General features: G+C 36.9%; 11 protein-coding genes and 1 pseudogene. 5 read left to right on the top strand and 7 right to left on the bottom strand.

Annotated features, from left to right (window positions below; genetic code table 11):
• The first annotated feature begins 16 nt into the window (after positions 1 to 16).
• Positions 17 to 760, top strand: coding sequence for an adenosylcobinamide-GDP ribazoletransferase (locus ABLB96_RS12270; RefSeq protein WP_348897105.1), 744 nt, complete (start codon positions 17 to 19; stop codon positions 758 to 760).
• A gap of 75 nt (positions 761 to 835) precedes the next feature.
• Here ABLB96_RS12270 and ABLB96_RS12265 read toward each other — a convergent pair whose 3' ends face one another.
• Complete coding sequence (locus ABLB96_RS12265; protein WP_348897142.1) at positions 836 to 1,945, bottom strand: 3-deoxy-7-phosphoheptulonate synthase; 1,110 nt, start codon at positions 1,943 to 1,945, stop codon at positions 836 to 838.
• Between the two features lie 96 nt (positions 1,946 to 2,041).
• Entirely contained in the window at positions 2,042 to 2,929 is an 888-nt protein-coding gene (locus ABLB96_RS12260; protein WP_348897104.1) for a sulfite exporter TauE/SafE family protein, read from the bottom strand.
• Positions 2,930 to 2,990: 61 nt separating this feature from the next.
• On the opposite strand from ABLB96_RS12260, the pseudogene ABLB96_RS12255 reads away from it, so the two are divergent.
• Positions 2,991 to 3,108 (top strand): annotated as a pseudogene (locus ABLB96_RS12255) (hypothetical protein).
• On the opposite strand, the gene ABLB96_RS12250 reads toward ABLB96_RS12255, so the two are convergent.
• The 4 genes from ABLB96_RS12250 to ABLB96_RS12235 all read right to left on the bottom strand — a co-directional run bounded on the left by ABLB96_RS12250 (position 3,083) and on the right by ABLB96_RS12235 (position 7,408).
• Positions 3,083 to 3,364, bottom strand: a complete 282-nt coding sequence (locus ABLB96_RS12250; RefSeq protein ID WP_348897103.1) for a DUF1634 domain-containing protein — start codon at positions 3,362 to 3,364, stop codon at positions 3,083 to 3,085. The pseudogene ABLB96_RS12255 and the gene ABLB96_RS12250 sit on opposite strands and share 26 nt — an antisense overlap.
• Positions 3,361 to 4,917, bottom strand: a complete 1,557-nt coding sequence (locus ABLB96_RS12245) for a PepSY-associated TM helix domain-containing protein (protein ID WP_348897102.1) — start codon at positions 4,915 to 4,917, stop codon at positions 3,361 to 3,363. Before ABLB96_RS12245 ends, ABLB96_RS12250 begins: the two co-directional genes overlap by 4 nt.
• Entirely contained in the window at positions 4,910 to 5,209 is a 300-nt protein-coding gene (locus tag ABLB96_RS12240) for a hypothetical protein (RefSeq protein ID WP_348897101.1), read from the bottom strand. The genes ABLB96_RS12245 and ABLB96_RS12240 overlap by 8 nt, the downstream gene beginning before the upstream one ends.
• Positions 5,210 to 5,272: 63 nt before the next feature.
• Positions 5,273 to 7,408, bottom strand: coding sequence for a TonB-dependent siderophore receptor (locus ABLB96_RS12235; protein ID WP_348897100.1), 2,136 nt, complete (start codon positions 7,406 to 7,408; stop codon positions 5,273 to 5,275).
• A gap of 221 nt (positions 7,409 to 7,629) precedes the next feature.
• Between ABLB96_RS12235 and lpxB the strand changes: the two genes are divergently transcribed.
• Positions 7,630 to 8,805 (top strand): lipid-A-disaccharide synthase, encoded by a 1,176-nt coding sequence (gene lpxB, locus ABLB96_RS12230; RefSeq protein WP_348897099.1) that lies wholly within the window; start codon positions 7,630 to 7,632, stop codon positions 8,803 to 8,805.
• Here lpxB and ABLB96_RS12225 read toward each other — a convergent pair.
• Positions 8,802 to 9,449, bottom strand: a complete 648-nt coding sequence (locus ABLB96_RS12225; RefSeq protein ID WP_348897098.1) for a CerR family C-terminal domain-containing protein — start codon at positions 9,447 to 9,449, stop codon at positions 8,802 to 8,804. The two genes, lpxB and ABLB96_RS12225, sit on opposite strands and share 4 nt — an antisense overlap.
• 119 nt (positions 9,450 to 9,568) lie before the next feature.
• On the opposite strand from ABLB96_RS12225, the gene ABLB96_RS12220 reads away from it, so the two are divergent.
• Positions 9,569 to 10,591 carry an HlyD family efflux transporter periplasmic adaptor subunit gene (locus ABLB96_RS12220; RefSeq protein WP_348897097.1) on the top strand — a complete coding sequence of 341 codons (1,023 nt, stop codon included), beginning with the start codon at positions 9,569 to 9,571 and terminating at the stop codon, positions 10,589 to 10,591.
• On the top strand, positions 10,581 to 12,344 hold the full coding sequence (locus ABLB96_RS12215) for an ATP-binding cassette domain-containing protein (protein ID WP_348897096.1): 1,764 nt from the start codon (positions 10,581 to 10,583) through the stop codon (positions 12,342 to 12,344). The genes ABLB96_RS12220 and ABLB96_RS12215 overlap by 11 nt, the downstream gene beginning before the upstream one ends.
• The last annotated feature ends 2 nt before the right edge of the window (positions 12,345 to 12,346 follow it).

The raw sequence follows: 12,346 nt of genomic DNA, 5'->3' as shown, positions 1-12,346 counted from the left end.
AGTTAGAGACTTGGATATGACACCTTTTTGGATTGCATTGCAATTTTTAACTGTTCTACCTATTGAGTTAAAGACTATACCGACGGTGCAACAAAATGGTCGGGCTATTTTGTTTTATCCTCTGGTTGGACTGATTATTGGTGGTATTCTTTTTCTTAGTGCATGTCTTTTTGCCAAATTACCTGTTCTTTTACTTGCAATCATTATCACGGCTTTATGGGTTTGGCTGACAGGAGGTTTGCATTTAGATGGGCTAGCCGATACTGCAGATGCATGGGTAGGTGGTTTTGGTGACAAACTGCGTACTTTACAAATTATGAAGGATCCAAGTTGTGGCCCAATTGGAGTACTCAGCTTAGTGATTATTTGTTTGCTCAAGTTCGCACTGATTTATGTGCTGATTGAACAACACCAAATGTTATTTTTAATATGTGTTCCCATCCTTGGGCGAGTGGTACCATCTATTTTGTTTTTAACTACGCCTTATGTCCGTGAAAAAGGTTTGGGACGCTCTTTGACCGATCATTTACCTAAAACTGCCTCATGGATAGTAGCTACGTTAGTTCTACTGTTGCCTTTATATTGGGGGTGGCAGGGACTTATTGCCATCATTGGTTTTTTAATCAGTCTTGTTTATTTAAGATATTTATTTATAAAAAGAATAGGTGGTATTACTGGTGATACCGTCGGTGCTGCGATTGAACTTAGTGAAACTGTGCTGCTTTTTACTTTTGTGGTGAGTTATTTTTATTTACTTTAATGTTGAATTTGGTCCAAACAAAATAAAAAAGCCCTCATTTTTGAGGACTTAATTTTTTAATCTTAAACAGATGAATTAACGATTTGGTAAAACATCTTTTAAAGCTTCATGCATTTCAAGCAATGTTTTTTCAGTAGTTTCCCAATCGATACAGCCATCGGTTACTGATTTACCATATTCAAGATCACAAAGGTTTTCAGGAATATCTTGGCGACCACCTTTTAAATGACTTTCAACCATAATACCTACGATTGACTTATTACCATCTAAAATTTGTTCAGTAATATTTTTAAGAACAAGTGGTTGTAAGTACGGGTCTTTATTTGAGTTGGCATGACTCGCATCAATCATGATTTTATTGCTTACTTTAGCTTTTGCTAAAGCGTTTTCTGCTTCTGCAACAGAACCAGCATCATAGTTTGGTTTACCATTACCGCCACGTAATACAACGTGTGCATAAGGGTTACCATTTGTGTTAATAATCGAAACTTGACCGTCTTCATTCAAGCCTAAGAAACTATGACCATATTTAACAGACTGCATAGCGTTGGTTGCAACCGTTAAACCGCCATCTGTACCATTTTTAAAGCCTACTGGTGATGAAAGACCAGAAGACATTTCACGGTGAGTTTGGCTCTCGGTTGTACGTGCGCCAATAGCAGACCATGAAATTAAGTCTTGGTAGTATTGTGGAGAGTTCGGGTCAAGTGCTTCAGTTGCACATGGTAAACCTTTTTCATTTAATTCAAGTAAAAGCTTACGACCAATACGTAAACCTTTTTCGATGTTAAATGAGTCATTCATATCCGGATCATTAATTAAGCCTTTCCAGCCAATTGTTGTACGTGGTTTTTCAAAATAAACACGCATAACCAGATATAAAGTATCTTTCACTTTTTCACTGAGTACTTTTAAGCGATCAGCGTATTCGTGAGCAGCTTTAGTGTCGTGAATAGAGCAAGGACCAATAACGACAAACACACGTTTATCTGAACCATCTAAAATATTACGAATAGTTTCGCGGCCTTTTAGAACAGTTTGCGAAGCGATGTCAGACAGAGGAAGTTCTGACTTAAGCTCAGCTGGTGTTACAAGAGTTTGAATGCTTTTAATATTAACGTCGTCGATATCTGGCTTGGAAACTGAATTTGAATGTGTAGTCATTGCTGTCACTGGTTCGATCATACTAGAGGTTGTTTTGTGTACTGAATATACCATGAAATAATTATGAAAATCCTACATCTCATGGTATTTCAGTTTGGAAAAATCCTATTGATTTTACTATCTTTGTGTCGAATTGCTTGTTTTTTCAGCAATCACGGTTTGTTCTTGTACCACAGGCGCCTTCGGTTTGGCTTTGACTGGATGAACGATAAAATTAACACCCAAAGCAAATAGGGTAATACCTAAAATTTTACGGATGAGACGTTCAGGCATACGAGAACTAATTAATGTTCCAATAATAATTGCCGGGATAGAACCTACTAATAACCACGTAAGCAACATAAAGTCGACATTACCCGCACTCATATGTCCAAGCCCAGCGACTAGAGTTAGTAATACGGCATGTACTACATCAGAGCCAATAATTCGAATCATAGGTAGGTTAGGAAACATAATCACGAGTGCCATAATTCCAAAGGCACCGGCCCCTACAGATGAAAGTGTTACGAATACACCTAAGATGATACCCATAATCACAATATAAGTACGCTTATTTTGAACCGCTAATTGCTCATTTTCAGTATGAGTAGTTTCTTTATTTCTAAATTTATTAAAGAACTTCTCAATACGTGAACGAAAAATGATAGAAACACCAGTCAAAGTTAGCATAAAGCCTAATACCATTGTTAATACGGCTTTATAGTGTGTTGATTGACTTAAATAATGCTCTAATACCCATGCAGTACCGAAAGATGCAGGAATACTACCGACTGCTAGCCACAAAACAATAGGCCAGACAATATTTAATTTTTTCGCGTGAACCATTGATCCACAAAATTTTGAGATTGCGGCATAAAGTAAATCGGTGCCAATTGCGATATGAGGTTCGATTCTAAAAAGACCAATCAAAATGGGTGTCATTAATGATCCACCCCCAACTCCTGTAATACCTACACAGAAGCCAACTAACATACCCGCTAAGATAAATTCAAAAGCACCAGACATCTTTATCGCCACTTATCACGAAACGGAGATATCTTATTCCTTTTAGAGATAAACTTTTGTCATGAATAATGATTTACTTATGCAAAAAAAAGCTAAGCAATGCAAATATTGCTTAGTTTGTTTTATTTTTAAGCATTATTCTTAATAAAGAGATCATTTTGATGATTTTAGTGGATTAATCAAAAGGATAAGAATAAAAGTTAAAGGTGTTGCAAAGATCCACCAACTGACAAAGCCAACTGAAAAACCAAATTTTTGGATAAGAACACATACACATAAAGCAAATAAGGCAAAGGCACATGCTCTAAACAAAAGATAATATTTTTGGCTGAATGATTTGAAATAGCCTGTTGATTTGGGCGCACGATATTTTTCACTCGACATGTATAGGAAATACATACCAAGTAACGTCAAGAAAATGGCAATGAACATCATGAGTTCACCTCAATCTTTAATTTATTTAGCTTTTTTTGAATTTTTTCTACAGCTTTATATTGAATCGGTTTAATTTTATAAAATATAAAAATGGCTAATACCGCAAATAACCAAAAAAATACATCTACACGTGCAAAATCCCAATAGCCACTTAAGTTATGAACATACTGATTTTTCATTAAATAACTTATATTCAATATAGGAAGAACAAGACACAGCATAATAAAAATGCCCAGTTGAGTACGCCATAAATATTGTTTTTTAGTGATGAGAGCGATAATAAAGCTCATAAACCAGATGATGAAGAAGCTATAAATTTCATAATTGATTGTAGTCGCCGTGACGGTAAATAAACGATTTGCATATAAATAGGCAAATGTTGCACAAGGCAAACCTACAAATGTGGCAACATTTAAACGGTCAACTAAATAATAGCCAAAATGAAAATGTGTGTTTTTATTCTGTATTTGGCGCTTCAAACTCCAAAGTAATAATCCCGAAGCAATCATTACACAGCCTAAAAGCCCAGAGAAAAATAAGCCTAGGCGAAGTAAGGGCTGAGCAAATGTTGCCATGTGTAGACCATATACACTCGCATAAAGCGTAGCAATAGAACTATGATTACGCGTATCGCCTAAAACCTTACCAGTAGACGCATCTAGGGTCATCTGTGCCTGATTACGAGTAATTGATTGGTCTTTTTGCTGAATGAAGGTAATTTGAGCTTGATTAGTATTTGGATTTTTAACACTCATGGTCGATAAAGTTTGATTGCCCCAACGCTGTTCAAGTTGGGCTAATAATTTTTCAATGGGTAAATTTTGCGAAGCATGTAATTTTTTGCTTTCTGAGACTGCTTTTGTACGTATCTCAGTAAAATATTGATAGGGATTCTCTGGATAGAGTTTTTGCATTCCCCACGGCAAATATAAATAGAAGAAAATTGCCAAACCGGTAAAAGTAATCGTTAAGAAAAAGGGGAGTGCAATAACGGAAGAAACATTATGAAAATCTAGCCATGAGCGCTGAGACTTAAAGGTGCGTAAGGTAAAAAAGTCGGTAAAGATTTTTTTATGGGTAATAATGCCTGAGACTAAAGCAATCAACATGATAAAGGCTGCCAACGATACAACTAATCGCCCAATTAAAATTGGAACACCAAAAAGCTGGTAGTGGAAGCGATAAAAGAAGTCACCACCTTCAGTTGCTGAAAGTTTTAGTTCTTGGCCTGTGTTTGCATCGAGTGTCGCATTTCCATAACTGCCATCGGCTTTTTCCCAATACAGGGTGTTGACGGGACTATCTGCTGTGGCAACATTTAAATACCAAGATTTAGCATCGGAAGCGTTTTTTTGTAGGTACTGATAAGCGGTTTTAATTGCGAGGTCTTGCTTTACTTCATATTGTGCAAGTGGCGGCTGCATCCATAAACTAATTTCATGGCGGTAATACGACAAACTTCCCATTAAAAAAATAGCAAATATGAGCCAACCAAAAATTAAGCCAGTCCATGAATGAAGCCATGCCATCGATTGGCGTATACCTTTATGCATAACCTACCATCCGTGTCATAAAAAAGAAAAGAGCACATAGCGCGATTGATAGTCCAGTCAGTTTCAATAAAGATTGAATACAAAAGCCTAAAATCACGAAAAACACATAAAACAAAATAGAGATAAACGCTGCCAAAAAAATCGATTCAGGTTTATCTAAGGTCAAATGAAAAACACCTGTAAGTCCAAGACTTAAATACGCCATACAGGCATAACCCATACCGAAAACGATTAAGAGTCGATAGATAACTTTTATGCGATATGACATAGGGAGATTTAAAGCTTTGGACATTTTACAGGCACATAAACGAAGATAAAAGAAGAGCCAACGCCTAAATTAGCGTTGGCTAGGGTATTAATATTTAAACTTTACAGCAACTGTATAGTTGGCCGAGGGCCCATAAAAGCCTTGGCCATTAGGGAAACTGTATAAATACTTCTTGTCGAAAATGTTATTCCCGTTTGCTTGAAGCGTAATATGATTATTCACTTCGTAGCTTGCCATTAAATTGACTAAGGCATAAGCATCTTGTTTGATGGTGCTATTTGCAGTTGAGTCATATAGCTTTATTCCATCTTGCCATTGTAAGCCTGCACCAACTTTCAGCTTAGGTAAAACTGTTGGTGTATAAGTAGTCAGCAAGTTAAGGGTTTGGCTCGGATTATACGTTCTCGCTTCGCCGCCATTTTTAAGATCTTTAATACTAAATTGAGCATAGCCAAAAGCAAGATTGACGTTATCAGTAATTTGACCTGATAAACCAACTTCTACGCCTTGTGATTCTAAATCACTGGTTGGTACTTTTCGGTTAAGTGGGTTTCCATCTGAGTTCCGTAGAGGATAATTATTTTGCTCAGTTTTAAATACCGAAAAAGTGCCTGTTAAACGATCATCTAGCCATGAGCTTTTTACACCCATTTCATAGCTTTTACCCTCAACCGGTTTTAAAGCCTGATTGGTATCTTGGTCAATACCAGTTTGTGGACGGAAAATTGAGGTATAACTCATATAGCCTGTATATTCAGGCGTAAAGTTATAGGTTAGGCCTGCATAAGGTGAAACTTTACTTTCACTATATGCCATTGGTGAACCATAGCTTTCGCCTTTACTTTCGGCTCTCACGTAGTTTGCACCAAGTAAAAGTTTTAAATCTTCATTGAGATGTAAGCGTGTAGCAGCGTAGATTGAATCTATATTTTGCGTATAGTTTGCAGCTTCTGTGAAATCTGACCACGTGATAGATTGAGGTGTCCAACTTGCCCAATTTGTAGTGGTTGAGTTGATCACATTACTGTCGTTAATTGTTCCGGTAGATTGTTTATCGTGCTGACGACTACGGACATAGTTATAACCCAAAGTTGCTTCATGTTCTCGATTAAAAAGTTTGTAAGTTCCTTCAATATTAAAATCAACTGCGTGCTGTTCTTGATGTTCCTGACCACCCCATGGTGTTAAAGATACGCCTGAACCATCAGCTTTGGGATAGCCATAATAGTAAAGGAGACGACTATCATGTTTGTTATTAAGATAGTTATAAGTCAGCTTAGCTGTCCATTGATCATTAATTTTTTGTTTTAATTCAGCAAAGGCATTTTGTGTTTCACTATCCCAATGTGCCCAGTCAGGGTTTGGGTTATATGAGCGATCATAAGAAATTTGTTTGCCATTGGCATCAAGCAAGGGTAGAGCACCCCAGTTGTTTGCATTAGGTTTATTTTTTTCTTGGCTGTAACCTACGGTAAGTAACGTGGTATCTGTTAAATCTGCTTCAATAACGCCAGCAAATCCATTTTTTTCTGAAGAATATCGGTCAAGATAAGAATCACCAGTTTGCTCGTAGCCCATAATACGGCCACGTACTTTTCCACTCGGTAAAATTGAGCCAGATACATCTGCTTCATAACGCTGAGTATCCCAAGACCCATAACTTACACCACCGCTCGCTTGAAACTCTTGAGTTGGTCGCTTTCGAATATTGTTGATAGTTGCACTTGGGTCACCAAATGCATTAGTTAAAGAGTCGGCACCTTTTACAACTTCTACACGGTCATAAAAATAAGTATCGGGATTCGTGTTGTTATAGTTATAACCTGAAAGGGGAAAACCTACGCCGTCAGTTAAAATATTTGAAATCTCAAAACCACGAGCCATGTAAGTAGTGCGTTCAGTTTCTTGATTGGTCACTGTTACGCCTGGGGTGTTTTTTAAAACATCACGGGTGCTGGTAAGGCCAAAGTCTTCAATTTGCTGACGAGTAACCACATTAATGGTTTGGGGCGTTTCTTTCGCTTCTATATTAAGCTTGGTTGCGCTACTTGAGTTTTTAACAGTATATGCTTTGGTCTGTTCAGAATTCTGCTCGGCGTTTGTCGCTTTAACTTGAATAGTCTGCAAAGATTGTACATCTGTGTCTTGAGCATAAGTGAGATTTGCATAGCAAATCGCGCAGGCGATAACAGAGAGCTTAAATGGTCGAGGTGGGATATTCATAATGGTAAATATAATGCAAATAATTCTCATTTATTCTATTGTTTGTAAATGTAAGCTACAATTCAAATAACATTGTTAATTTAGATTAAAAAATAGTGAATGAATGTAATTTTAGATTAGGGTAGGTAGTGGTCTGTTGTAGTGAGTATGCATATAGCAAGTTCAAGATTGATAAGCCACTATGCTAGAATGCATTATTTCAAATTTTTAGGTAAATTGCCTTGGTAAACCGAAAACTTAAAATAGGCATTGTGGTTGGAGAAGTTTCTGGAGATACGCTTGGCGTAAAACTCATGCGCAGTTTTCGTGAACAGGGAATCGATGCCGAATTTGAGGGAATTGGTGGACCTCAAATGATTGCTGAAGGCTTTAGCAGTTATTACCCGATGGAAACTCTTTCTGTGATGGGGATTGTTGAAGTATTAAAAGATCTAAAAAAACTATTTGCTGTACGAGATGGCCTAATTAATCAATGGACTCAACATCCAGTTGATATTTTTATCGGTATTGATGCACCAGATTTTAACCTTCGACTTTCTAAAAGTATTAAAGAAAAAAATCTCCCTATAAAAACAGTTCAATATGTAAGTCCATCCGTTTGGGCATGGCGTCAAGGACGTGTTCATGGCATTAAACAAAGTATAGACTTAGTGCTGTGCTTATTTCCTTTTGAAAAAGTTTTTTATGAACGATATGAAGTTCCAGCAGCATTTGTAGGACATCCATTAGCTAAACAATTACCCCTTCAAAATCCAATTCAAATTGCCAAACAGCAATTGGGTCTTAATGAAAATCAAAAACATATTGCTTTGTTACCAGGTAGTCGAAAAGGTGAGGTAGAGCGACTTTTGCCTATGTTGCTTGAAACAGCCAATATCCTGCATAAGAAATATCCAGACATTCAATTTTTAATTCCCGCAATTAATGATGCTCGTAAGCAACAGATTGAACAAGGTATTGAACAATTAGCGCCTAATTTGAAAACTGTAATTCATATTTTAGAAAATACAGAGAGTGAGTCTAAAGTTGGCCGTATGGTTATGAACGCGAGTGATATTATCGCGTTAGCTTCTGGAACGGCGACATTAGAAGCCATGCTTATGCATAGACCCATGGTCACTTTCTATAAATTGCATTGGTTAACTTATTTTATTGCTAAGCTTTTGGTGAAAATTCCTTATTATTCTTTGCCGAACATTATTGCAGGTAAGAAAGTCATTGAAGAGCTGATTCAAACAGATGCGACACCAGAAAATTTAGCAGCTGAAATAGAGAAACTGATGAATGTGGAAACTGCTCAAATTCAAGTGATGCAACATTTAACTATGCATAAACAGCTTATCTCTGGAAATACAGAAGATCCAGTTCAAGCAATTTTACAATGCTTAAATAGCTAATTTTTAAGATTTGATTGGCTAATTGCTTTTAAACCAGCTAATGAAAATTTTTTAAAATGTTCAACTAAATCATGTAAAGGCATCTGAGCAATATTCTTAAGGGGCTCAGGTGCTTGAGCATTTGGCCCTGCTATAATGAGCATCATACAAGGCGTCATAACACTTAAAATACACGGTAAAACAGCTGGATCATTTTCATCTAGGCCAGCTACTTGGCTAATCAGTTTTCGAATAATAAAAAATTTTCTCATACCTGTATGTTCAATAAAATTTAATAAATGTTCAGAAGGAGAAAACAGTTCACGAATAAAGACTTTGCCATGCCAAACATCTTTTTCAGTTAATTTATGCAGTAATGTCTCAAGTAATAAACTTAATTTATCTTCGGAAGAGTAAGTACTTTCAACCAGTTCTAGTAGGTATTTTTCATCCAGATAATGAGTGTGAGCTTCTATTAATACAGCTTGATACAAACCCTCACGTCCGTCAAAGTGATAATTAATAGCAGCTAAATCGACATTTGCAGCGTTGGCAATTGTTTTGTTCGCTGTTTTTGCAAAACCATATTGAGCGATTAAAGGTCCTGCTGCCTCAATAATTTTAGACTTGGTTAAGTCACCATCACTTCGTCTAGATCTGGACATATTTAACCCTAAATTTAATTCACCATAAAAGTATATCTTTTATTCAAAGATTGGAGTAATTTAAATTTAAATTGAATTTAAACTAATAAAAATTTGAATTTAATAAGAAGGCCAATAAGATGAATAAAAAAGTGATTGCCATCGTCTTAGTTGTTATAGCTGCGGTTGTCATCAGCTTTTGGGCATGGAAATATACTACTAAAAAACAATTAGATAATAATTTAACTTTATATGGGAATGTGGATATTCGCCAAGTTTCACTTGCATTTGAACAATCTGGGCGTATTCAAAAACTCTTAGTTCAAGAAGGTGACAAGGTTAAAGAGGGGCAATTATTAGCCACCCTTAATACCAATGCATTACAAATTCAAGCAAAGCAAGCTCAAGCACAACTTAAAGCCCAACAAGAGGCAATTGTTAAACAAGAGGTAGGGGCTCGTCCTGAAGAAATTAACCAAGCAAAAGCCCAACTCGCCTCTACTCAAGCTGACTTAGATAAAGCCAATAAAAATTTACAACGCTTACAGATCTTGGTAAGCAGTACTGATGGCCGTGCTATAAGTCAACAAGAGTTAGATTATGCCAAAAGTAATCAACATAGTGCTGAAGCAGCAGTTCGTGAAAGACAAGCTAATTTAGAGTTAATCATTAAAGGTGCCAGAAAAGAAGATCGTGAAGCGACTAAAGCACAATATGAAGTGACGAAGGCTAATTTAGATTTAATTAATTATAACCTTACCCAAGCTGAACTAAAGTCTCCTGTAAATGCAGTGGTACGGGCACGGTTACAAGAAGTGGGCGATATGACAACTGCGCAAAAGGCCGTTTATACGTTGGCTTTGACTGACCCCAAATGGGTACGGGTATATGTAAATGAACAAGATTTAAGTTCAATTAAGATGGGAGCTAAGGCTCAAGTTATTCGTGACTCTGATCCGAACCAACCCATCAATGGAAAAATTGGTTATATATCTTCAGTTGCTGAATTCACTCCTAAAACAGTGCAGACTGAAGAAATTAGAACAACATTGGTTTATGAAGTCCGAGTATATGTAAACGATCCAAATGATCAATTAAAAATGGGTCAGCCAGTGACGGTCAAAGTTCCACTTACTTCAGGTGAGAATGCCCATGACAGATGAAAAGACAGTAGTTAACGCGCATAATTTAGCCATGACATTTAAGGCTGAAAATAAAAAGGCAGCAGAAGTTATTGCAATTAGTGATTTGAATATACAGATCAATAAAGGAGAACTTACTGCTTTAGTCGGTCCCGACGGTGCGGGAAAAACAACTTTATTACGATTAATTGCAGGGCTATATAAACCGACATCTGGTTCTCTTCATGTACTTGGGTTTGATATTGAAAAATATCCACAAGCTGTGCAAGACCGTATTAGTTATATGCCACAACGTTTTGGATTATATGAAGACTTAAGTGTACAAGAGAATTTAGAGTTATATGCTGACTTACACGGCGTTTCAAAGGATGTTCGTGATCAAAGATTTAAACGTTTATTAGAAATAACGGATCTTACTCAATTTACTGAGCGTCTAGCAGGACAGCTTTCTGGTGGAATGAAACAGAAACTAGGACTGGCATGTACTTTGGTTCGTTCTCCAGAGCTACTTTTACTTGATGAGCCTAGTGTTGGAGTGGACCCTTTATCAAGACGAGATTTATGGATCATTATTGAACAACTTGTTCAGGACGAAAATTTAACCGTAATTATAAGTACTGCTTATATGGATGAAGCAGAAAAGTGTACCCAAGTATATATCATGCATGAGGGAAAAATTTTAAAACAAGGCTCACCTGAACAATTAAAAGAAATAGTAAGTGGACAAACATGGAATATAAAACCTTCAGAGCAAATTAAAGCTCGGACCTTACAAGCTCAACTACTTGATAACCATATACAGATTATTGATGCTGTACCAAAAGGTGAACAAGTAAACTTTATTAGTCGTCAAAAAGTGCTATCAGCCAATACTTTACCTGACGGGCTAAAAGCCAATGCACGACCACCTGAGCTCGAAGATGCGTTTATGATGTTGTTACAGCAAAATCAAAAAGAACAGAACCAAATTTCCAGCTCTGAGGGGGCTTTTACATTAGAACAAAATGATAAGTTGAAATCTGATCATCCTGTTATTGTAGTTAAAGATTTAGTTAGAACTTTTGGAAACTTTACCGCTGTTGCCAATACTTCATTTGATGTGCAGCGCGGTGAAATTTTTGGATTATTAGGGCCAAATGGAGCGGGTAAAACGACTACATTTCGGATGTTATGTGGGTTATTACCAGCAAGTAGTGGTTATCTAGAGGTTGCTGGTAAAAACTTACGGACAGCTCGTGCTGAGGCAAGAGGCAAAGTAGGATATGTGTCTCAAAAATTTGCACTGTATAGCAATTTAACAGTCTTGGAAAACTTGAAGTTTTTTGGTGGAGCTTATGGGTTATCAGGCAAAAAACTAACGCAACAAATTGATAAAGTATTACAGCAATACGATTTAAAGCCGCATAGTAAAAGCGGTGATTTACCCGGTGGCTATAAACAACGGTTATCTATGGCTGCTGCATTGCTACATGAGCCAGAAATTTTGTTTTTAGATGAACCCACGAGCGGTATTGACCCGCTTGCACGGCGTTCATTTTGGTACGCGATTGGTGAGCTCGCAAATCAGGGCATTACCATCATTATTACCACGCATTTTATGGAAGAAGCGGAGTACTGTGACCGCATTGCCATACAGGATGCTGGAAAATTATTAGCCTTAGGTTCACCACAACAAGTACGTAAATTAGCAAGTAAAGATAAATATATTGGTGACATGAATGAGGCTTTTATTGCAATTGTGGAGCAAGCACGTGCATTAAGGCATGCTGTTTAGGA

Source organism: Acinetobacter sp. XH1741 (assembly GCF_041021895.1).
In the GTDB taxonomy this organism is placed as follows: Bacteria; Pseudomonadota; Gammaproteobacteria; order Pseudomonadales; family Moraxellaceae; genus Acinetobacter.
The sequence above is the reverse complement of the archived record's forward strand: the minus strand, read 5'-3'. Positions and strand labels throughout refer to the sequence as shown.

Coding starts and splice junctions, on each gene's coding strand:
- ABLB96_RS12270 (WP_348897105.1), top strand. CDS start 17: ATGACACCTTTTTGGATTGCATTGCAATTTTTAACTGTTCTACCTATT.
- ABLB96_RS12265 (WP_348897142.1), bottom strand. CDS start 1,945: ATGATCGAACCAGTGACAGCAATGACTACACATTCAAATTCAGTTTCC.
- ABLB96_RS12260 (WP_348897104.1), bottom strand. CDS start 2,929: ATGTCTGGTGCTTTTGAATTTATCTTAGCGGGTATGTTAGTTGGCTTC.
- ABLB96_RS12250 (WP_348897103.1), bottom strand. CDS start 3,364: ATGATGTTCATTGCCATTTTCTTGACGTTACTTGGTATGTATTTCCTA.
- ABLB96_RS12245 (WP_348897102.1), bottom strand. CDS start 4,917: ATGCATAAAGGTATACGCCAATCGATGGCATGGCTTCATTCATGGACT.
- ABLB96_RS12240 (WP_348897101.1), bottom strand. CDS start 5,209: ATGTCCAAAGCTTTAAATCTCCCTATGTCATATCGCATAAAAGTTATC.
- ABLB96_RS12235 (WP_348897100.1), bottom strand. CDS start 7,408: ATGAATATCCCACCTCGACCATTTAAGCTCTCTGTTATCGCCTGCGCG.
- ABLB96_RS12225 (WP_348897098.1), bottom strand. CDS start 9,449: ATGTCCAGATCTAGACGAAGTGATGGTGACTTAACCAAGTCTAAAATT.
- ABLB96_RS12220 (WP_348897097.1), top strand. CDS start 9,569: ATGAATAAAAAAGTGATTGCCATCGTCTTAGTTGTTATAGCTGCGGTT.
- ABLB96_RS12215 (WP_348897096.1), top strand. CDS start 10,581: ATGACAGATGAAAAGACAGTAGTTAACGCGCATAATTTAGCCATGACA.